General features: G+C 57.3%; 20 protein-coding genes and 1 pseudogene. 15 read left to right on the top strand and 6 right to left on the bottom strand.

All coding sequences use genetic code 11. The features are described from left to right. The first annotated feature begins 54 nt into the window (after positions 1-54). Positions 55-723 carry a GntR family transcriptional regulator gene (locus ACMGGH_RS17480; RefSeq protein ID WP_232948307.1) on the top strand — a complete coding sequence of 223 codons (669 nt, stop codon included), beginning with the start codon at positions 55-57 and terminating at the stop codon, positions 721-723. Between the two features lie 119 nt (positions 724-842). On the opposite strand, the gene pqqU is transcribed toward ACMGGH_RS17480, so the two are convergent. Continuing rightward, the gene (gene pqqU, locus ACMGGH_RS17475) at positions 843-2,957 is read right to left on the bottom strand and encodes a TonB-dependent receptor PqqU (RefSeq protein WP_041909791.1); all 2,115 of its coding nucleotides are present in this window, start codon (positions 2,955-2,957) and stop codon (positions 843-845) included. 243 nt (positions 2,958-3,200) lie between these two features. On the opposite strand from pqqU, the gene ACMGGH_RS17470 reads away from it, so the two are divergent. Then, entirely contained in the window at positions 3,201-4,262 is a 1,062-nt protein-coding gene (locus tag ACMGGH_RS17470; protein ID WP_047368641.1) for a YncE family protein, read from the top strand. Between the two features lie 51 nt (positions 4,263-4,313). Here the strand turns inward: ACMGGH_RS17470 and ansP are convergent, their stop codons facing one another. Continuing rightward, positions 4,314-5,810: an L-asparagine permease gene (ansP, locus tag ACMGGH_RS17465; protein ID WP_028013287.1), complete on the bottom strand. Its 1,497-nt coding sequence runs from the start codon at positions 5,808-5,810 to the stop codon at positions 4,314-4,316. A 331-nt stretch (positions 5,811-6,141) separates the two neighbouring features. Beyond that, the gene (locus tag ACMGGH_RS17460) at positions 6,142-7,029 is read right to left on the bottom strand and encodes a LysR family transcriptional regulator (RefSeq protein WP_420299186.1); all 888 of its coding nucleotides are present in this window, start codon (positions 7,027-7,029) and stop codon (positions 6,142-6,144) included. Positions 7,030-7,137: 108 nt separating this feature from the next. Between ACMGGH_RS17460 and ACMGGH_RS17455 the strand changes: the two genes are divergently transcribed. Then, complete coding sequence (locus tag ACMGGH_RS17455) at positions 7,138-7,536, top strand: cupin domain-containing protein (RefSeq protein WP_045260619.1); 399 nt, start codon at positions 7,138-7,140, stop codon at positions 7,534-7,536. Here the strand turns inward: ACMGGH_RS17455 and ACMGGH_RS17450 are convergent. Next, positions 7,533-7,676, bottom strand: coding sequence for a hypothetical protein (locus tag ACMGGH_RS17450; protein WP_232948306.1), 144 nt, complete (start codon positions 7,674-7,676; stop codon positions 7,533-7,535). The genes ACMGGH_RS17455 and ACMGGH_RS17450 overlap by 4 nt on opposite strands. A gap of 62 nt (positions 7,677-7,738) precedes the next feature. Here ACMGGH_RS17450 and ACMGGH_RS17445 point away from each other — a divergent pair, with 62 nt between their 5' ends. From ACMGGH_RS17445 to ACMGGH_RS17395, 11 genes and pseudogenes are all read left to right on the top strand, one after another. Beyond that, positions 7,739-8,278 carry an AAA family ATPase gene (locus tag ACMGGH_RS17445; protein ID WP_028013284.1) on the top strand — a complete coding sequence of 180 codons (540 nt, stop codon included), beginning with the start codon at positions 7,739-7,741 and terminating at the stop codon, positions 8,276-8,278. A 110-nt stretch (positions 8,279-8,388) separates the two neighbouring features. Further along, positions 8,389-9,390: an LLM class flavin-dependent oxidoreductase gene (locus ACMGGH_RS17440; protein WP_088205501.1), complete on the top strand. Its 1,002-nt coding sequence runs from the start codon at positions 8,389-8,391 to the stop codon at positions 9,388-9,390. Continuing rightward, complete coding sequence (locus tag ACMGGH_RS17435) at positions 9,387-10,508, top strand: amidohydrolase (RefSeq protein WP_193066961.1); 1,122 nt, start codon at positions 9,387-9,389, stop codon at positions 10,506-10,508. Before ACMGGH_RS17440 ends, ACMGGH_RS17435 begins: the two co-directional genes overlap by 4 nt. A gap of 16 nt (positions 10,509-10,524) precedes the next feature. Continuing rightward, positions 10,525-12,788 (top strand): annotated as a pseudogene (locus tag ACMGGH_RS17430) (NtaA/DmoA family FMN-dependent monooxygenase). Positions 12,789-12,797: 9 nt separating this feature from the next. Beyond that, complete coding sequence (locus tag ACMGGH_RS17425; RefSeq protein WP_155026441.1) at positions 12,798-13,307, top strand: GNAT family N-acetyltransferase; 510 nt, start codon at positions 12,798-12,800, stop codon at positions 13,305-13,307. A gap of 9 nt (positions 13,308-13,316) precedes the next feature. Then, complete coding sequence (locus ACMGGH_RS17420) at positions 13,317-14,243, top strand: amino acid ABC transporter permease (RefSeq protein ID WP_028013278.1); 927 nt, start codon at positions 13,317-13,319, stop codon at positions 14,241-14,243. Further along, positions 14,227-15,000: an amino acid ABC transporter ATP-binding protein gene (locus ACMGGH_RS17415; RefSeq protein WP_045260613.1), complete on the top strand. Its 774-nt coding sequence runs from the start codon at positions 14,227-14,229 to the stop codon at positions 14,998-15,000. Before ACMGGH_RS17420 ends, ACMGGH_RS17415 begins: the two co-directional genes overlap by 17 nt. 9 nt (positions 15,001-15,009) lie before the next feature. Beyond that, positions 15,010-15,897, top strand: coding sequence for an ABC transporter substrate-binding protein (locus tag ACMGGH_RS17410; protein ID WP_232948305.1), 888 nt, complete (start codon positions 15,010-15,012; stop codon positions 15,895-15,897). Between the two features lie 41 nt (positions 15,898-15,938). After that, the gene (locus ACMGGH_RS17405; protein ID WP_041909801.1) at positions 15,939-16,556 is read left to right on the top strand and encodes a glutathione S-transferase family protein; all 618 of its coding nucleotides are present in this window, start codon (positions 15,939-15,941) and stop codon (positions 16,554-16,556) included. 37 nt (positions 16,557-16,593) lie between these two features. Next, the gene (gene pptA / locus ACMGGH_RS17400) at positions 16,594-16,824 is read left to right on the top strand and encodes a tautomerase PptA (protein ID WP_028013275.1); all 231 of its coding nucleotides are present in this window, start codon (positions 16,594-16,596) and stop codon (positions 16,822-16,824) included. A gap of 192 nt (positions 16,825-17,016) precedes the next feature. Then, on the top strand, positions 17,017-18,018 hold the full coding sequence (locus ACMGGH_RS17395) for a Kdo(2)-lipid IV(A) acyltransferase (protein ID WP_232948304.1): 1,002 nt from the start codon (positions 17,017-17,019) through the stop codon (positions 18,016-18,018). 25 nt (positions 18,019-18,043) lie between these two features. Here the strand turns inward: ACMGGH_RS17395 and ACMGGH_RS17390 are convergent, their stop codons facing one another. Next, positions 18,044-18,358: an ArsR/SmtB family transcription factor gene (locus ACMGGH_RS17390; protein WP_041909805.1), complete on the bottom strand. Its 315-nt coding sequence runs from the start codon at positions 18,356-18,358 to the stop codon at positions 18,044-18,046. 160 nt (positions 18,359-18,518) lie between these two features. On the opposite strand from ACMGGH_RS17390, the gene fusA reads away from it, so the two are divergent. Beyond that, entirely contained in the window at positions 18,519-20,618 is a 2,100-nt protein-coding gene (fusA, locus tag ACMGGH_RS17385; protein ID WP_232948303.1) for an elongation factor G, read from the top strand. A gap of 442 nt (positions 20,619-21,060) precedes the next feature. Here fusA and ACMGGH_RS17380 read toward each other — a convergent pair whose 3' ends face one another. Next, complete coding sequence (locus ACMGGH_RS17380; protein ID WP_232948302.1) at positions 21,061-21,633, bottom strand: flavin reductase family protein; 573 nt, start codon at positions 21,631-21,633, stop codon at positions 21,061-21,063. Positions 21,634-21,699: the final 66 nt, after the last annotated feature.

The raw sequence follows: 21,699 nt of genomic DNA, 5'->3' as shown, positions 1-21,699 counted from the left end.
TTATTAAAACTGGCGTTTAAAAATAGCATTAAGTTTTAGCTACAGGAATTGAACATGCTTGATTTGGATCACTTAGAAAAAGCCCAAAGGATCAGTCTTACCATGCAAGTTGAACTCAGTTTGAAAGGAGCGTTAATTACAGGCTCCCTTAAACCGGGTGCACGACTGATTACGAAAGAGATCGCCGATAAATTAGGAACCAGCATTACCCCAGTGCGCGAGGCGCTACTGCGTCTGGTGTCAGCAGGGGCATTACATGCCACGCCGGCACAGGCATTTCTGGTGCCGGAGGTGACGCTGGACCGTTATAACGAAATCAACGCTATTCGCAAGCAGCTTGAACCCATGGCGGTTGCCGCAGCCTGTCAGAATATGTCTGACCAAAAGATAGAGACGTTGCGCAAATTGTCGGAAGCGTTTCATGAGGCCATGCGCAACGGGAACGTTCAGCAGGCATTGCAGGCAAATCGCATCTTCCGCTTTACGCTTTATCAGTACGCGGAAATGCCCACGCTGAATGCATTAATTGAACAGCTTTGGGTGCGCATCGGGCCTTGCATTAACTATCTGCACCAGGAGCTTAATGACATTAAGGAAGCGACGTATCACTATGACGAACTGCTTTCAGCCCTGGAACGCCGGGATGTCGACGCCAGCAAGAAGGCGATTGAAAAATCGATTGATGAAGCGAATACGCTTTTACAGCGACAATATTTTAACTGAGAGATAATTTAACAGAGCGACTATATACCGCGTCTATTTATTTATCTGGTGAATAACTCCTGATGGCATTTTGCCATCAGGATCGTTATTTTCGGTATAAAATAAACTTTACTTATTTGTTACTCGAACCGATAAGACACCGACAGACCCACACCGTAGTTACGGCCAGGCGCTGGCTCGTAATAACGCCCGTTGGATTCGTTGACAATAACCGAGCCAACGTACTCTTTGTCGAACAGGTTATCTACGCGGCCAAAGACGTCCATCCCCCAGTTACCGTAGTTGAATTTATACCCGGTATTCAGCCCGACCACCGTGTACGATGGCGCTTTCGCCGTGTTCTCGTCGTCGGCCATGATATCGCTCATGTAGCGCACGTCCGAGCCCGCGTACCAGCCTTCTTCAGGCTGCCAGCCAAACGACGCATAGCCCATATTGCGGGCAATGCCCGGCATACGGTTACCGTTACAGTCCGCGTCGCCGCAGACGTTGGTCCGGTAGGTGGCATCAAGGTAGGTCCACGCCATTTTCAGCTTCCAGTTCTCAGCAAACTGCTGATCGAGAGACACTTCGACTCCCTGACGGCGGGTCTTTCCGGCATTTTTATAGCTTGTGCGGCCACCAGAGCTGGCATCCACCACGATCTCGTCATCCGTATCGGTGCGGAACAGCGCTGCCGTCAGCAGGCCATTGCCAATGCGGGTTTTGCTGCCCACCTCATACGTATTGTTCGTGGAAGGTTGCAGGCCAATATTCAGGCCGCCCTGGTTATCGGCGCGATACGAAAGCTCGTTGATGGTTGGCGTTTCGAACCCACGCCCTGCGGCAGCGTAGAGGTTCCACGCGTCCGTCACCGCATACTTAACGGAGCCCGCCGGGAGCCACTTGTGATAGCTCGCGTCACCGCTGTCGTCGCCGTTGCCCGGCGTAACGTAATGGTCGTTAGAATCAAACCAGACCGAGCTGTAACGCACGCCCGCATCAACGGACAGTTTCTGCGTCAGCTGCCAGCTGGTCTGCAGGTAAGGGTCGACGTTCCACATCAGGTTACGTTCGTTCCGGCGTTTATCACCCTTCACGCCGTAATCCGGCACGCCGTTGTTCATCACAAAGTTCTCGTACCCGCGACGATCTTCACTCATGTTTTCATAGTTCAGACCGGTGGTGAAGGTGACCGGCACCAGCAGCTCGCCGCGGTGCGTCCAGCGGGTATCAACCCCCTGATAATGACGCTGCATATCGATCACGCCGCCGGAGTGAGAAGGCCTCAGCTGCGGCTGGTAGGGAATCGACTGGTACTGGGTCATTTCACGCTCGCCGGCGTACATCATCACGCTGAGATCGTCCTGAGCGCTAAGCTGGCGGTCGTAGCGCAGCCCCGCCTGAGTCTGCTTGATGGTCTTGCGCGTGTTGTACTGATCGCCGCGCGGGGACTGACGCGGGTTATCCTGCCACTCCTGATAGCTCAGCCCGCCCGGATCGTTGGCTTTCATGTCCACGCTGTTAAAAATCAGCGTTAGCTTGCTGGCATCGTCAATGCGTACGCCCAGTTTGGCATTAGCGAGATTCTTCCGCGCGCCGCTGTGGTCGCGGTAGCCTTTAGTGGTGAAGCGGGTGGTGGATACGGTGTAATCCACGTCCCCGGCATGGGTGCCATCGCCCATTGCACCGGTGGCTTTCATGCCGTAGCGCCATGTTCCGTAACTGCCGTAATAGCTGCTTGCCTCGATGGTCGGCGGCTGCTGCCCGGTTTGCGTATTGATGTTAATCACGCCGCCAGAGGCGTTGCCATACAGGGCGGAGAAGGGACCGCGCAGCACCTCAACGCTGTCAATGCTGGAGAGATCGATGTTGGAGGTCTGGCCCTGTCCGTCCGGCATGGTGGCTGGAATACCGTCGACGTACATGCGAATGCCGCGCACGCCAAACGTTGAGCGGGCACCAAACCCGCGCATCGAAAGCTGGAGATCCTGAGCATAGTTCTGACGGTTCTGAATCTGTAGTCCCGGAACGCTGCCAAGCGATTCGGAGAGATTAATGCGCGGCGCAGCGTGGCGCATATCCTCGCCATTCACGACGCTGACCGCCGCCGGAGTATCAAGCTCTGATACGGTTTGCGGCGTGGCGCTGACGATCATGGTCTGTTCCTCTGCGCTCATCGCGCTAAGAGGCGCAAAAACAACGGGAACCAGCAGCAGCGGGAGAGATGCCTTACGGGCAGATATGATTTTCATGAGTAAAACCGGTTGTGATGTATAAACGAACCAAATGGAACATGTCCATACATGTTAAAGGTTTTGTAAATGTTTTGAAAACTATAACCGCACATTGCGTTAATGAAAGGCAATAGGGAAAAGAAAAACTCCACTTTTAACTTATTAATGATTACTATTCTCATTATCAAAACGGCAATGCCATGACGTTGCCAGCCGGAAGCGATGTCAGCAGTACCCCCAATTTTCAAAAAAGGAATTGTTATGTCTTTACGCCATCTGTGCTCGCCACGCCTGAGTACGTCTCTGCTGTCTGCCGCTTTACTGTTTGCCGGAACCTTCCAGGCGCATGCCGCCGAAGAGATGCTGCGTAAAGCGGTGGGTAAAGGTGCCTATGAAATGGCGGTCAGCCAGCAGGAGAACGCGCTGTGGGTTGCGACGTCGCAAAGCCGTAAACTCGACAAGGGTGGCGTTATCTATCGCCTCGATCCTGCTACGCTGGAGGTGACGCAGGCCATTCATAGCGATCTCAAACCGTTTGGCGCCACCCTCGACGGCGCGACGCAAACCCTGTGGCTGGGTAATACGATCAACGGCGCGGTGACGGCCATTGATGCGAAAACGGGCGACGTGAAAGGGCGACTGGTGCTTGATAGCCGCCAGCGCAGTGAAACCGTCAAGCCGCTGCAGCCGCGCCAGCTGGTGGCGGATGACGCGAGCAACACGATTTACATCACCGGAGTCGGCAAAGAGAGCGTGATTTGGGTCGTGGATGGCGCAACGCTGAAGCTGAAAGAGACCATTGCCAACACCGGCACATACAGTACCGGTCTGGCGCTGGATGCAAAGGCGAAACGCCTGTACACCACCAATGCAGACGGTGAGCTGGTCACCATTGATACCGCCACCAACAAAATCCTGAGCCGCAAAAAAGTGCAGGACGACGGAAAAGAGCACTTCTATCTGAACCTGAGCCTGGACACCGCCGGTCAGCGCGCGTTCCTGACCGATTCAAAACAGCCGGAAGTGCTGGCGGTGAGCCTGAAAGACGGCAGCGTGATCGAGAAAATCGCCGCGCCTGAATCCCTGGCCGTTCTGTTTAATCCGGCTCGCAATGAAGCCTACGTGACGCACCGTGAGGCCGGCAAGGTGAGCGTGATTGATGCGAAGACCTACAAAGTAACGAAAACGTTCGATACGCCGGTCTACCCAAACAGCCTGGCGCTCTCTGCGGATGGCAAAACGCTTTACGTGACGGTGAAGCAAAAATCTACCCGCCAGCAGGAAGCGACCCAGCCTGACGATGTGATTCGTATCGCGCTGTAATATAAAAAAAGGGAAGGCAAATGCCTTCCCTTTTTAATGCCTGTTTGATTATTAACGCGAGGTCTCTTCCACCAGCGGCGCGTCGTGTTTTTCATCGTCTGGATGAACCGGCGCGGTGCTGTGAATTTCGTGAACGCGCTTACGCACGCCGAACCAGCCAGCGATCAACAGCACGGCCAGCAGCGGGATGGTGGCGATGGTATAGGTGCCGTTCGGGTAGTCGAACGCCATCAGCACCAGCACGCTGAACAGGAAGAGCAGGGTGAGCCAGGAGGTCACCGGCGCGCCCGGCAGCTTGAAGCTGATATCTGCGGCTTTGCCTTCTTTAATGGCTTTACGCAGACGCATCTGGCAGACCACGATAAAGGCCCAGGAAGCGATAATGCCGAGTGCGGCCACGTTCAGAACGATCTCAAAGACCTGAGACGGCACCAGATAGTTCAGGAAAACGCCGAAGACGTACACCACCAGCGTGGCAAGAATGCCTGCGTAAGGCACGTGCTGCTTGCTCATCTTCGACATGAACTTCGGCGCTGAACCGCCCATCGACATGGAGCGCAGGATACGCCCGGTAGAGTAAAGACCGGAGTTCAGGCTGGAGAGCGCCGCCGTCAGCACCACGATGTTCATGATACTGCCCACGTAAGGCACGCCGAGCTTCGAGAAGAAGGTGACGAACGGGCTCTGGCCGGCCTGATAGGCGTTCCACGGCAGCAGCAGAACCAGCAGCACCACGGAGCCGACGTAGAACAGACCGATACGCCAGATCACGCTGTTAATGGCTTTTGGCACCATCGTTTGTGGGTCTTTACATTCGCCCGCAGCGGTACCGACCAGCTCAATAGAGGCAAAGGCAAAGACCACGCCCTGCACCAGAACCAGCGCAGGCAGCAGACCGTGCGGGAAGAAACCGCCGTTATCGGTTATCAGGTGGAAGCCGGTAGCATTGCCATCCAGCGGCTTGCCGCTGCCGAGGAAGACGGTACCGACCACCAGGAAAATCACAATAGCGAGCACTTTGACCAGCGCAAACCAGAACTCCATCTCGGCGAACCACTTCACGCCGATCATGTTCATGGTGCCGACGATCGCCAGCGCGCCAAGGGCAAAGACCCACTGCGGCACATCACCGAACGCGCCCCAGTAGTGCATATACAGCGCAACGGCGGTGATATCGACGATACCGGTCATCGCCCAGTTGACGAAGTACATCCAGCCTGCCACGTAGGCGGCTTTTTCACCGAGGAATTCTCGGGCGTAAGAGACAAAGCTTCCGCTGGAAGGGCGATGCAGTACCAGTTCACCCAGCGCGCGAAGAATGAAGAAAGAGAAGATCCCGCACACCAGATAGACCAGGGCGAGAGCCGGGCCCGCCATCTGCAGACGCGCGCCAGCACCTAAAAATAGACCCGTTCCGATAGCGCCGCCGATGGCGATCATTTGAACCTGACGGTTGCCCATCGCTTTGTGGTAGCCCTCTTCGTGGGAGTTCAACCAGCGACGTTTCGCAGCGTGATGATCGGCTGCGCTTTTATTGCTTGTTTTCATTGAGTTACCTGTTTGCCTGTCTGAACCATTATCGTGATAGTCCTGCCTGGCAGAGCGCAATACAAACGATTGCTTCTGCGCAAACACATGCCGCCTTCCCAGTCATTCTGCGTATGGATAAGGCGAAACATGGCGAGGCATCCTACCTGCAATTCATAAGCGACGCAAAATATAACCGTGCCGAAAGTGATGCACGTCGAAGGAAATCGTGTGGTCAGAGCAGAGGGGGATCATAACACGCTGAATCGTGATGAGTTTTTAGTCAAAACAATCGCGACGTTGTTTATTTAATCATCAGATTCCCTTAATTATTACCAGATGGTATAAATTTTTACTGCCGCAGGGCATCGAGAAGCAACCTGAACGCGGTTGTGTGCTGTCGACGGCTTGGATAATAGAGGTGATATCCTTCAAACGTGGGGCACCAGGACTCAAGGACCCTGACGAGCCGTCCGTACTGAAGGGCGTCCAGGACCGAGGACTCGGGCACGTAGGCTAATCCGAGGCCACTCTCCGCCGCGTCGATGCGCTGCGACAGATTACTCAGTGTAAGCTGTCCTTCAACCCGCACCCGAAGCTCGCGCCCGTCGCGCTCAAACTCCCAGTCATACACTGCCCCTCGGGTGGGCAGGCGGAGATTGATACAGCGGTGTTCACCCAGCTGCTCCGGCACGAGCGGCACGCCAAAACGAGCCAGGTAATCCGGGGAGCCGACGACCGCCATGCGCATGTCCGGCGCTATCCGCACCGCAATCATATCTTTTGCCACCTGTTCACCCAGGCGTACCCCCGCGTCGAAGCGGCCATCGACGATATCTGTCAGGCCGTTGTCGACCGTCACTTCGACGTTGATTTCAGGATACTGCAGCATAAAAGCCTTCAGTGCCGGCCAGAGCACGGCGTCCATCGCGTGCTCGCCGGCGACGATGCGGATAGCGCCTGCGGGTTTGTCGCGGGTGCTGCAAAGCGCCGTGAGTTCCTGTTCGATCTCCTGCAGATGCGTGCTGAGGCGCGAAAAGAGCTGCTCACCCGCGGGTGTCGGAACCACGCTGCGGGTTGTGCGGGTTAATAGGCGAACGTCTAATCGCGCTTCAAGCTTGCGCATCGCATGACTCAGTGCCGATTGCGAGACGCCCAGCTGCGCCGCTGCGCGCGTAAAGCTGCGCTCGCGGGCCACTACCATAAAGGAGAGCAGGTCGTTGAAATTATCTTTTAGCATTGCGGTTCTATTTATGAATTTCAGTCATGTGTTCTATCTCATTATGTACCCTAATGCTCCAGAATGCTTTGCGCTACTGTTAACGCAACAGTCAACAAGGAGCAAAAGATGAAAATTATCCGCAGCGGTTCATTACCTTCAGCAACAGGCCCGGAGGCCTGGTTTACCGGCGCTGTTCGCATTGACGCGCCCTTTCAGGCGAGCGAACCTGCCAGCGTCGGCGGGGCAACCGTGACCTTTGAGCCGGGGGCGCGCACGGCCTGGCATACGCATCCCCTGGGACAAACGCTGATTGTGACGCAGGGGCGCGGCTGGTTACAGGCGTGGGGCGAAGAGGCGGAAATCCTGAATCAAGGCGATATCGCCTGGATCCCACCCGGCGTGAAGCACTGGCACGGCGCAAGTGCGCAAACGGCAATGACGCATATCGCCATTGCCGAAGCGGTAAACGGCAGCCCGGTAACGTGGCTGGAAAAAGTGACCGACGAACAGTACCCGAACGGCTAACCGCCAAAAACGGCAATCGCCTGCTGCAGGCGCGGGTGATCAAACAGCAGCACCAGGCTGGCCAGCCGAAGACGTTTCTCAGGGAATAAATAGACTGCCAGACAGGAGAGTAACGCCGCCGCGGTAATACCAGGAAGCATTTCGTTAACAGAATGAAAACGTTATGATTCGGTCTCATTTTCGTAAATACAGGGAGGCTGAGGTGAAAATTAACGTCATCGGAACCAGCGGAAGTGGAAAAAGCACGCTGGCGAAGCAGATTGCGACCGAACTGGCTATTCCCTATATCGAGATGGATAGACTCTACTGGCGACCCGAATGGCAGGGAACGCCGGACGATGAGTTTCAGGAAAAGCTTGAGCAGGTGCTACAGGCGTCGCCAGACTGGGTACTCGACGGCAACTATAACCGCACGCGGCCCGTTAAATGGCGTAATGTAGACGTTGTCGTGTGGGTGGATTATGGGTTTGTCCGCACCCTCTGGCAGGCCGTCAACAGGGCAATCAAACGGGCCTGGCATAAACACGAGCTTTGGCCCGGAACCGGGAACAAAGAGAGTTTCCGGCGCGCGTTCTTCAGTAAAGAGTCGATTCTCATCTGGACGATGAAAACGTGGCGTAACAACCGCACGCGTTATGAAGCCGATCTGCAAAACCCGCAATATGGGCATATCCGCTTCGTCCATATTACCCGCCGCGGGCAGGCGGAAACGCTGATTGCCGCCTTAAAATCTTATTCTTAGTAGGGTTTTATATATCTGATTTCCGGCAAACCAAATGTAAATTAATTGTTTCTCTGTGGTGAAATACGCCTTTAATAATGTCGACATGTTAAGTCAAACGAGAACGCAACATGTCATGGCGAATCAGCATTCTGGATAAAAGCCCCATCGCTGAAAATGAAACGGCTGCCGATGCGCTGGCGCGGACGTTAGCGCTGGCGCAACAGGCGGAAAATCTGGGCTATCACCGCTTCTGGATTGCCGAACACCACAACACTCCCCATCTTGCTAGCCCTTCGCCGGAGCTGCTGATTGCCTGGATCCTCGGGCAAACCAAGCGCATTCGCGTCGGATCCGGCGGCGTAATGCTTCAACACTACAGCCCTTATAAAGTCGCCGAGAACTTCAACGTGCTGGCCGCGCTGGCGCCCGGTCGCGTGGATCTGGGCGTCGGGAAAGCCCCCGGTGGGCTGCCGCTCTCAACCCGCGCGCTGCAGCCAGGCTTGCATCCACAGGAAAAAGGCAGCTTTGCCGAACAGCTGACGCAGCTCGATCGCTGGATCCGCCCTGAAAACCAGTCGGCGGAAGAGGCCGTTCGCGCCACGCCGTTGCCGCCGGTCCCTGCACAAGGTTTCCTGCTGGGGGCCAGCACCGAAAGCGCGCTGCTCGCCGCATCGCTCGACTGGCACTTCGTCTTTGCCGCGCACCTGAACGGCGATCCGGAGCTGCTGCGCGAGGTGGTATCGATCTGGCGGAAGAACAGCGCGCGGGAGGTGATTGTGGCGGTGCAGGCGATTGTCGCGCCGACCCAGGCCGAAGCGGACGCGCTGGCGCAGAAGGTCGAAGTGTGGGGCGTTGAGCTGGCAAACGGCCAGCGCGTAACCGTCGCCAGCGAGGAGCAGGCCTACGCCTTTGCCCGTCAGGCGGGGAGCGAGCCGGTGCGCATTGCCCGTCGGGCCCAGTCGCTGCTGGCGGGAACAGCTGAGTCGGTGCTGGAACAGCTTAACGCGCTGCACGAACAGTGGGGCATTGACGAATTTATCATCGACACGCCGGTCGCGGAGGGGGCAACGCGCGTCGCGTCTCTGCGTCTGCTGGCCGAGGCGCGTCTTAACAGGGAGGTCACCGTATGAGCTTCGGCGAACAACTGATTGCCTGGCGTCGTGAGCTGCACCGGAACCCGGAGCTGTCCGGCCAGGAAGTGGAGACCACCGCGCGCCTGCGCCAATGGCTGACGAATGCCGGTATTCCCCCGCAGCCTTACGATCTGCCGACCGGTCTGGTGGCGGAAATTGGAACCGGTAGCAAGCTGATTGCGCTGCGGGCAGACATTGATGCCCTGCCAATTGAGGAGCGCAGCGGCGTGCCGTTTAGCTCGCAGCATGCAGGGGTGATGCACGCCTGCGGACACGATATCCACACCAGCGTGATCCTCGGCGCCGCGTTAAAGCTCAAAGAGCGGGAAACCTCGCTTAACGGCCGGGTGCGTATCCTGTTTCAACCTGCCGAAGAGAACTTTGGCGGTGCGAAGAGCATGGTGCGTGCCGGTGCCCTGCGTGACGTCAGCGCCATTTTCGGCATGCATAACGAGCCCGGCCTGCCGGTCGGTGAGTTCGCCACCCGCGGCGGACCGTTTTATGCCAACGTCGATCGCTTCGTGATCCGCATCACCGGCAAGGGCGCACATGCGGCCCGCCCGCACGAAGGCAACGACGCCATTGTGCTGGCGAGCCAGCTGGTGACGGCGCTGCAAAGCGTCGCCAGCCGCAACGTCAATACGCTGGACTCGGTGGTGCTGAGCGTGACGCGCATTGCAGGGGGTAACACCTGGAACGTGCTGCCGGAAAGCGTCGAGCTGGAGGGCACGCTTCGCACCCACCGCACGGAGGTTCAGCAGAACGTGAAGGCCCGCGTGGGCGAAATCGCCGCCGGGTTTGCCAGCGCCTTCAGCGCGCAGATCGACATTACCTGGTATGCCGGGCCCACCGCGCTGGTGAACGACGAGCGCTGGGCCGACTTCGCCACCTCGGTCGCGCGTGAGGCCGGTTATGAAACCCGGCACGCGGAACTGCATATGGGCGGGGAAGATTTTGCGGTCTACCTGCAGTCTGTTCCCGGCGCGTTTGTCAGCATCGGCAGCAACAGCCCGTATGGTTTACACCACCCGGCGTTTAATCCTGACGAAGCCCTGATTGAACCCGCAGCCCGCTATTTTGCACAGCTGGCGGAAAAAGCCCTGCAACACGTTTAATTCTGGAGAGGTAAATATGTCTGCACATCGTCAACTGCGGCTTGGGACCATTTTGCATGGTGCATCGGGCAATATGTCCGCCTGGCGTCATCCGGCGGCGGTCGCGGATGCCAGCATTAATTTTGAATTCGTAAAAGAGACGGCGTTAAAAGCGGAGGAGGGCAAACTCGATTTTTTATTCGTTGCCGACGGTCTTTATATAAATGAGAAATCCATTCCGCATTTTTTAAACCGCTTTGAGCCGTTAACGGTATTATCCGCGCTGGCAAGCATCACCACGCGTCTGGGGCTGGTGGGAACATTATCCACCTCCTACAGCGAACCCTTTACCACGGCGCGCCAGTTCGCCAGCCTCGATCATCTGAGCAACGGACGTGCGGGCTGGAACGTAGTGACTTCGCCGCTGGAAGGGTCGGCAAAGAACTTCTCGCGCGAAAAACACCCCGAGCATGCGCTGCGCTATCGCATTGCGGATGAGTATCTCGACGTGGTGAAAGGGCTGTGGGACTCCTGGGAAGGCGACGCGTTTATCCGCAACAAAGAGAGCGGTCAGTTTTTTGACCCGACCAGGCTGCATACCCTCGATCACCACGGTGACTTCTTCCAGGTCGCCGGTCCGCTGAATATTGGTCGCACCCCGCAAGGGCGTCCGATTGTTTTTCAGGCGGGCGCGTCGGACGACGGGAAAAAGCTAGCGGCAAAACATGCCGACGCCATTTTCACTCATCACGAAACGCTCGACGAGGCAAAAGCGTTTTACCGCGACGTGAAGCAGCAGCTGGAAACAAACGGCCGCCGCGCGTCAGATTTACATATCTTCCAGGGCGTCAGCGTGATTGTGGGTAAAGACGCCGATGACGTGGAAAACCAGTATCAAACCACGGCGGCGCTGGTGTCGGTTACCGATGCCCTCAATTACCTCGGGCGTTATTTTGAACATCACGATTTCAGCCAGTATCCGCTCGACGAGCCGTTCCCGGATATCGGTGACTTAGGCAAAAACAGCTTCCGCAGCACCACCGATGAAATTAAGCGAAATGCCCGCGAGCGCAACTTAACCCTGCGCCAGGTGGCGCTTGAGGCCGCATCGCCGCGCCCGCGCTTTTCCGGCACGCCGGAGGAGGTCGCCGACGGTCTGCAGGCCTGGTTTGAAGGCTATGCCGCAGACGGCTTCATCATCCAGGGCGGTACGCCGGATACCTTTCCGCGCTTTGTTGACCAGGTGGTGCCCGTTTTACAGGCCCGCGGCCTGTTCCGCACCGACTACCCGGGAACCACGATGCGCGAAAGCCTTGGCTTAGACCAACCGAAAAACCAGTTCACACAACAATAAAAGAGAACTCCGCTATGCAGAAAACATCGCTTATTCTGGCGCTCGCGCTGGCCTTTACCCCTGCCGTCTGGGCAGAGAATGTGAACATTAACGGCACCGGCGTGAGCATCGAGGCCAATAAAACGCCGATCAATACCGCCAAAAACAGCGATGCAGTGGCGCAGCTGCCGAAAGATTATCGCTTCGCCGTGCCGGGGAAATTTACCGTGGCGGTGGCGGGCCTGAATCAACCGCCGCTGACGGTATTTTCCGACGACAACAAAACGCTGCTCGGGAGTGAAGTTGACGTCGCCCGTCTGGTGGCCGATAGCCTCGGACTTGAGTTGAACGTGGTGCCAACGTCGTGGGAAGACTGGCCGCTGGGCGTGGCGTCCGGGAAATACGATGCCGCCATCAGCAACATTACCGTTACCAAAGCGCGCAAAGAGAAGTTTGATTTCGCCACCTACCGTAAGGACTCCCTCGGCTTCTACGTGAAATCGACCAGCCCGATCGAATCGCTTCAGAAGGCTGAGGACATCGCCGGGCTGCGGATTATCGTTGGTTCCGGGACCAATCAGGAGGCCATCCTGCTGGCATGGAATGCTGAAAACCAGAAGAAGGGGCTGAAACCGTTTACCCCGATCTACACCAAAGACGATGCGGCGCAAACGCTGGCGCTCCAGTCCGGGCGCGCGGATGCCTACTTTGGCCCGAACGTGATTGGCGCATGGAAGGCGGCGCTGAACGGGAAAACTAAACTGGTCGGCAGCGTCGACGGCGGCTGGCCGAAGGCGGCGCACATTGCGGTGACGCTGAAGAAAGGCAGCGGGCTGGTTGAGCCAGTGCAAACCGCGCTGAACGGCGTAATTAAAAACGGCGATTACGACAAAGTGCTGAACCGCTGGGGGGAAGGCGTTGAGCGTATTCCGCAGTCAGAAGTGAATCCTGATGGCCTGGGTGATTAAGGAGGCGCTATGCGTGAACAATTTCGTGACGTTTCACCGGAAGATGCCGAACTTCAGCCCATTATCGAGGGGCTGTTCGGTGAATATGCTGCCCGCTACGGTGACTACTTCTCTAAAGACGCGGAAGTGGAACTCTCCGAGTGGTATTTAGCGCCGCAGGGGCTATTTATCGTCCTGGAGCGTGACGGAAAAATCATCGCCACCGGTGCGTACAAACCCTTTGACGAACGCACCGCGGAAATCAAGCGCATCTGGACGGACAAAACCCTGCGTCAGCAGGGGCTTGCCGGACGCGTAGTGCAGGAGCTGGAGCGCAGGGCGGTGCTGGCAGGTTACAGCCAGATCTACCTGACAACCGGTTTTCGCCAGCCGGAAGCGGTCAGGCTCTATCTCAGCCAGGGCTACCAGCCACAGTTCGATCTGAACCGGGATCCGGAAGAGTACAGCCAGCCGCCGTTTGACGGTCGGCTGCGCTTCACTAAAACGCTGGTACGCGAAGCGTTCAGTAAAACCGCATGAGGAACGACGATGAGCAACGTTGAAACCATTAAGGTGGTCCCGGCGCGTTATCCGCTGCGGACCGTCGGCGCCGCGGTGGCGCTGTTTGTGCTGGCGGTCGTGATCCAGTCCGTCGCTTTCAACCCGCGCTGGGAGTGGGCGGTGTTTGCCCGCTGGTTCTTTGACCCGGTTATTCTCGAAGGCGTAGGGCAGACTCTGCTGCTTACCCTGATCGGTACCGCGCTGAGCGTGGTGTTGGGCGGCATGCTGGCGCTGGCGAGACTCTCCTCGTCATGGCTGCTGAGCAGCCTGGCGTGGGGCTATATCTGGCTGTTTCGCTCGCTGCCGCTGATCGTGGTGCTGATCATTCTCTACAACTTTTCCTATCTCTACGACACGCTCTCCCTCGGCGTGCCGTTCACCGGCATCACCTGGGGCAGCTTTGAAACCATCAACGTGCTCGGGCAGTTCTCCACCGCCGTGGTGGGGCTGACGCTGGTGCAGAGCGCCTACACCGCAGAGATTATTCGCGGGGGGTTCCTCGGGGTGGATCACGGCCAGTATGAAGCGGCCGCCGCGCTTGGCCTGCCGGCCTGGCGACGTACGGTGCGGATAATCCTGCCTCAGGCGCTGCGCACTATTCTGCCGTCCGGGTTCAATGAAATTATCAGCCTCGCCAAGGGAACGGCGATGGTCTACGTCCTGGCAATGCCGGAGCTGTTCTATACCATCCAGATGATCTACAACCGTACCCAGGAGGTGATCCCGTTGCTGATGGTCGGTGCCGCCTGGTATCTGGTGATTACCACCGTCTTGTCCGCTATCCAGTACGGTGTTGAACGCGCACTCGCCCGCAGCGAACGCCGCTCTGCGGTTAATCAGAACCGTGCCGCCCGTCGCACCCGTTCCGTCACCACCACGCCAGCACAGGAGCCTATCCATGCAAGCCTCTCCTGAAGGACATATCTCGATTACCGGCGTCAGCAAGTATTTTGGTCGCCATAAGGCGCTCGACAACGTTTCGCTTGAGATCCCGCCCGGTTCCGTGACGGTCATTCTCGGGCCCTCAGGCTCGGGCAAATCGACGCTGCTGCGCACCATTAACCATCTGGAGCGCGTCGACGAAGGCTTTATTCAGATCGACGGGGACTACATTGGCTACCGTCGTCAGGGCGACAAGCTCTATGAGCTGAAGGAGAAAGAGATCCTCAGGCAGCGCGTCAACGTGGGCTATGTGTTTCAGAACTTCAATCTCTTTCCTCACCTCACGGTGCTGGAAAACCTGATTGAGGCGCCCATCGCGCATAAGAAGCTCAGCAAAAAAGAGGCGGTGGAAAGGGCATACAGCCTGCTGGATGTGGTTGGGCTGCGGGATAAGGCCGACGCCTGGTCTCGCCATCTCTCCGGCGGGCAGCAGCAGCGCATTGCGATCGCTCGCGCGCTGGCGCTACGCCCCCGCGTGATGCTGTTTGATGAACCTACCTCGGCGCTGGATCCGGAGCTGGTGGGAGAGGTGCTGGACGTGATCAAAAAACTGGCCCGGTCCGGCACTACGCTGGTGGTGGTCACCCACGAGATCGGCTTTGCCCGCGAGGTGGCGGATCAGGTGGTGTTTATGGTCGACGGGAAAATCGTGGAGCAGGGCAGCAGCGACGCGGTATTGAACCGTCCGTCACACGCGCGAACGCGCCAGTTCCTGTCAAAAGTGCTGTAAGGAGCGCAGATGAAATACGGACTTCTGGCGGGGCTGGTCTTCACAACGGCAATCCACGCCAGCATCGATCTGAAAGCCAACGAGCAGCCGCTGCCGGTGACGGTGGATCGGCAGGCCGTGGCGAAGATCCCCGCCGGTTATAAATTCGTTGAGCCGGGTACGCTGACGGTCGCCGTCTCGATGCTGAACTCCCCGCCGCTGGCGCTGCTGGCCAGCGATAACCGCACGCGGATTGGCAGCGACCCGGATATCGCCCGCCTGCTGGCGGGCAGCCTGGGGCTGAAGCTAAAGCTGGTGCCAACGGCGTGGGAAGACTGGCCGCTGGGCATCGCTTCCGGGCGCTACGACGTGGCGCTGGTGAACATTGCGGTGACCGAACAGCGTAAAGAGAAGTTTGATTTTGCGACCTACCGCGTCGATTCGTTGGCGTTTTCGGTGAAGTCCACCAGCGAGATTCAATCAATCAAAAGCGCGGAAGATCTGGCCGGAAAAAAGGTGATTGTCGGCTCGGGCACCAATCAGGAGCGCATCCTGCTGGGCTGGAACGAAGAGAATAAAAAGGCGGGGCGAGCGCCTGCGCTGCCGGTCTATCTCCACGACGATGCCTCGGGCAATCTCTATATCCAGTCCGGCAGGGCGGACGTGTTCTTTGGCCCTCAGTCGGTTTCAGCTTACAAAGCGGCGCTCACCGGCAAAACCCGCGTGGTCGGTTTAGGTCCGAAAAAAGCTTATGTCGCCACCACGACCAAAAAAGGCAATGGGCTGGTGTACGCGCTGCAGGCCGCGCTGAACGGGGCGATTGAGCGCGGAGAGTACCAGAAAGTGCTGGCGCGCTGGGGGGAGCAGGGCGAAACGGTGGCGCAATCGGAGGTCAACCCGCCTGGGATAACCTACTAATGGTGCTCTACACTTAGGATTTTCACTCCTGAGGGGGCAACATGATGAAACTCTATGGCGTACCCGGCTGGGGCTCGGCAATCAGTGAAGTGATGCTGACCCTGGCTGATATCCCTTATCAATTTGTGAACGTTGACGGGTTTGACCAGCCCGGCCCGCAGCGTGAACTGCTGCAAAAACTCAACCCGCTGTGCCAGGTGCCCACGCTGGAGCTGGAAAATGGCGCCATCATGACCGAAACGGCGGCGATTGCCCTGATGGTGCTCGACCGCTGTCCCGATCTCGCCCCGCCCGTGGGGCAGGCCGAGCGTCAGCAGTTTCAGCGTCTGCTTATCTGGTTCGTGGCGAACGTCTATCCCACCTTTACCTATGCCGATTATCCCGAACGCTGGGTGCCTGATGCGCCGGAACAGCTGCAGAAAAACTGCATCGAGTACCGGAAATCCCTCTATCTGTGGTTTGAAAATCAGCTTAAGGCCGCGCCGTTTGCGCTGGGTGAACGGCTGACGCTGCTGGATGTGTATATTGCGGTGGCGCGCACCTGGGGGCCTCGCCATGAGTGGTTTGCGACAAATACGCCGAAGCTTACGGCGATTGCGGATACCGTGTGTCAGCTTCCTGAACTGCACAAGGTGTTAAAGGCAAACAACATTATCTGATAACGTGGAATGCTCACACATAACAGGAAGCCTGCATATGCCACACGTAGATATCAAATGTTTTCCCCGCGATCTTAACGACGAGCAAAAAACCGCGCTGGCGGCAGATATCGCCGAGGTGATAATTCGCCATTTCAACAGCAAAGACGGTTCAGTATCGGTGGCGTTGAACCAGGTAAACCCGGAAGACTGGAAAGCACAGGTCTGGGATACCGAAATCGGGCCGAAGCTGGACGAGTTGATTAAAAAGCCCGGGTATTCAATGTAATCTTTCGCCGGGTGAGGTCATCGTCTTACCCGGTTTCTCCTGCCGCTTACGCCTTCTTTTCGCAAAAAACGATAAAAATAAGTTTTATCTGATCCGTTACACTTAACGTTCACGACCGACATTCAATCAATCCTTAGGAAAGATCGACAACAGAATCAATTAAGGACAGTCACATTAAAGGATAATTTTCTCATGACAAAATTACCCCGGTTTTCACCTGCTTTTTTCCACCCGCGATACTGGCTAAGCTGGACAGGCATCGCCGCCCTGTGGCTTATCATGCTGCTGCCTTACTCGCTGTTGTTCAGACTCGGCCAAGTTCTGGGCCGGTTAGCCATGCGCCTGCTACCGCGCCGTGTCGAGATTGCCCGCCGCAACCTGGAGCTTTGCTTTCCGCAGATGGAAGCAGAAGCGCGTGAATCTTTGCTGCAGCGAAATTTTGAATCCGTGGGAATGGGGGTAATCGAAACCGGCATGGCGTGGTTCTGGCCTGAATGGCGGGTGCGTAAATGCTTTACCGTGCGCGGTTACGAACATATGGAGCAGGCCAGGGCGCAGGGAAAGGGCGTGGTGCTGGTTGGCATGCATTTTCTGACGCTTGAGCTGGGCGCGCGGATATTTGGCATGCTTAACCCCGGTATTGGGGTTTATCGTCCCAACAATAATGCGCTCCTGGATTGGCTACAAACGCGTGGTCGTCTGCGTTCGAATAAAACCATGCTGGATCGTCATGATTTAAAAGGCATGATCCGTGCCCTGAAGCAGAATGAAATTCTCTGGTACGCGCCGGATCATGACTATGGCAAAGCCAACAGCGTGTTTGCGCCATTCTTCGCCGTCCCGGATGCCGCCACGACGGCGGGCAGCTATATGCTGGTCAAAAGCGCGAAACCTGCCGTTATTCCGTTTGTGCCGCGCCGCAGAGAGGACGGTACAGGGTACGAGCTGATTATTCTTGAAGATATCAGCGCGTCATTGCAGGGTGCGGATAAAGAGTCTGTCGCAACCCAGATGAACCGGGCGATCGAGCGCGCGGTGCTGATGGCGCCGGAGCAGTATATGTGGCTGCACCGTCGCTTCAAGACGCGTCCTGAGGGCGTGCCGGACAGATATACCCGTAAAAAAATCTCCGCGCCCCCTCGGGCTGGCTTAACCGACGATGAATTCTCGCAGCAGTCGGGCATGCAGCACTAAAACGCCACGCAAAAGGCTGCTGGAGCTAGTTTCCGGCAGCGCTTTTGGCCTTTAGCAGTATTTCCATCAGCCCGGGAAAACGGGCATCCAGATCCTCCCGACGCAGTGAAATCATATTTTCTCGTCCCTGCGGACGCTGCCAGATGACCCCACTGTCGCGCAACACGCGCCAGTGGTGGGTCATCGTGGATTTCACCACGTCCTCCGGGCGCAGTGCGTTACAGCTGAGTTCGCTGCCATCGGCGAGCCGGCGAATAATCGATAGCCGGAGCGGGTTGCCGAGGGCAAACAGCACATTTTCCAGCAGTATTTGTTCAGTTTCAGGGTGGTTAGGGATCATCGTTTTCCTGCGCGTGATGTCAGATTGAGCTATATCAACAATAGGTCAACCCTTAAAAAATAGTTCGATAATACTCGTACAATAGGACTATTATAGCAAACGAACCAATGCACGACCATCCCGGTCGTCACAAACACGTCATAGTGACTAAGGAAATATCATGCCCCGACCCATTCCTCTCGAACGTTATCGCAACATCGGTATCTCCGCGCATATCGATGCCGGTAAAACCACCACCACTGAGCGCATCCTGTTTTATACCGGGATGAGCCACAAGTTGGGTGAAGTACACGATGGCGCGGCAACCACCGACTGGATGGCGCAGGAGCAAGAGCGCGGGATCACCATTACGTCCGCGGCGGTCAGCTGCTTCTGGCCAGGCATGGACAGAGGCTTTGAGCCGCACCGGATCAACATCATCGATACCCCGGGGCACGTGGACTTCACCATTGAGGTGGAGCGTTCCATGCGCGTGCTCGACGGCGCGGTGATGGTGTATGACTCCGTGGGTGGCGTGCAGCCGCAGTCGGAAACCGTCTGGCGTCAGGCCAATAAATATCACGTACCGCGTCTGGCCTTCGTCAACAAAATGGACCGTCCGGGTGCCGATTTCTTCCGCGTCGTGCGGATGATGCAGGAGCGCCTGAAGGCCAATCCGGTGCCGATTGTCATCCCGGTGGGTGCCGAAGATCATTTCACCGGCGTGGTGGATCTCATCAAGATGCGCACCATTCTGTGGGACGATGCGACGCAGGGTATGGTGTTTACCTATGCCCCCGTGCCGGACGATTTAGTCAGTACCGCCCAGGAGTGGCGGGAAAAAATGGTCTCCGCGGCGGCGGAAGCCAGCGATGAACTGATGGACAAATACCTGGAAACGGGCGACCTGACGGAAGCGGAAATCATCAAAGGGCTGCGCATTCGCACCATCTCGGGCGAAATCCAGCCGATGCTGTGCGGCAGCGCCTTTAAAAACAAAGGGGTGCAGCGCATGCTGGATGCGGTGATTGAGCTGATGCCGTCGCCGCTGGACGTGCCTGCTATTGATGGCGTGGATGAAAAAGGACAGCACGCGGAGCGTCATCCGAGTGATGATGAGCCGTTCTCGGCGCTGGCGTTCAAGCTGATGAGCGACCTGTACGTCGGGCAGCTGACCTTTATCCGGGTCTACTCTGGCGTGCTGCGCAAAGGCGACGCGGTCTATAACCCGGTGAAAGAGAAGAAAGAGCGCATCGGGCGCATCGTGCTGATGCATGCCAACGATCGCCATGAGGTGGACGAACTGCGCGCGGGCGATATCGCGGCCTGCGTGGGGCTGAAGGACGTGACCACCGGTGACACGCTCACCGATCCGAACGCCGTCATTACGCTTGAGCGCATGGAGTTCCCGGATCCGGTTATCTCGCTGGCGATTGAGCCGAAAACCAAGGGAGACCAGGAGAAAATGGGCATTGCGCTGCAGCGTCTGGCGGCGGAAGACCCGTCTTTCCGCCTGCACACTGACGAGGAGTCCGGTCAGACGATTATCTCCGGGATGGGTGAGCTACACCTCGAGATTATCGTCGACCGCATGAAGCGTGAGTTTGGCGTCGAGGCGAACATTGGTCGTCCGCAGGTAACCTACCGGGAAACCCTGCGCAAGGCGGTGAAGGATATTGAAGGGAAATTTGTCCGACAGTCCGGCGGGAAAGGGCAGTACGGCCATGTGGTGCTGAGCCTGGAGCCGCTGGAGCCCGGAAGTGGCTTTGTATTTGAAGATGCCACCAAGGGCGGCGTGGTACCGCGCGAGTATATCCCGTCCGTGGAGAAAGGGCTGCGGGAAGCGATGAACAGCGGCGTGCTGGCGGGCTATCCGGTCGTCGATGTTAAGGCGACGCTGACGTTTGGCTCGTATCACGACGTCGACTCCTCGGAGATGGCGTTCCGCATGGCGGCGATCCTCGGCTTCAAGGAGGGCGCTCGCAGGGCGGATCCGGTAATTCTTGAGCCGATCATGCACGTGGAAGTGGAAACGCCGGAAGAGTACGCCGGGAACATCATGGGCGATCTCTCTTCCCGCCGCGGCATGGTGCAGGGAATGGCGGAGCAGTACGGAAGCCAGATTATCCGCGCCGATGTGCCGCTGGCCGAGATGTTTGGCTACGCCACGACGCTGCGTTCGATGTCCCAGGGACGCGCGACGTACACGATGGAATTCCACCATTTTGCGGAGGCACCGCGGAATGTTGCGGATGAGATTATTGCGCGGCGTGCGAAGTGATACGGTCGGTTTCCTACAAATAATGCCTGCACGGACAACCCCTCTCCCTTGAGGGAGAGGGCTGGGTGAGGGGGAACATACTACACTCGTGGTCATTCCGTTCACTTTATGTTCCTTGCTACTCTGTAATGACAATACCTGTGAACGTGCCAGGGCGGCTCAATCGCCGCCGCCCTGGCAACCCGGGCTCCCGGCGGTAAATCGCCGCTTCGCGGTGCCCTCAGCTTATTCCTTCAGGCTATCGGGTCGGGCATGAGCCTGCATCCCTGCAGGCCACGCCCTCTCGGCGCATCCCTGCGCCTCGCCCCGGCCTTACGGAAACGCTTCGGCGATTTACAGCCGGACCAGGGCGTCGCTGAAAGCCTACAGCCATCATGAAAGCAACTTTATTGCTTCTGCTTAAAATTACTGGGCATGCCTCAGCCCATAGAGGAAGGTTATCTCAATCCAGCGCCTTCACCATCTTCCCGCTCGCCACAAATGTCCCAGCCCCTAGATGATGCAGCGTATTCAACTTATCCTCGTCAAACTGCCAGCGCCCGGCGATAAACGCCCGCTCATCGGCTGCCGCTGAAACCACTTCTCCAAACAGCGTGTCGTATTTCTCTGCCGCAGAGGTGACGGGAAGTAATCGGCACTCCATCCACGCCAGACATTTTTCTTCAATCACCGGCAGCCCGAGCTCAGGGCCGTTCACGACCGGGATCCCGTAGCAGTTGAATTTGTCCTCGTCGCGCCCGCTGACGCTGCCGACAGCGTATGTCCAGTTAGCTGCCGCCACGCCGGGGATGACGATGCCAAACTTCCCGCTGTGCTCAATCAGCTCACGTGACCAGGTACTTTTATCCACCACAATCGCGATGCGCGGCGGTTCAAACTCAACGGGCATGGACCACGCGGCGGCCATCACGTTGCGTCTGTCGAGGTTTTCATCCCGACTGGTAATAAGCACGGTAGGGCCGTGGTTCAGCAGACGGCTGGCATGACGTAATTCAACAGGGCGAAAGTGGCTCATAGGATCTCCTCATCTGTAACGATGAGTATGACGAAAAAGCACGTAAATCAAAGTGAGTGCGTAAAA

Source organism: Enterobacter sp. BNK-16, assembly GCF_048684955.1.
Lineage (GTDB): Bacteria > Pseudomonadota > Gammaproteobacteria > Enterobacterales > Enterobacteriaceae > Enterobacter > Enterobacter bugandensis.
Note: the sequence above shows the minus strand (reverse complement) of the source record. Positions and strands in the feature narration are given on the sequence as shown.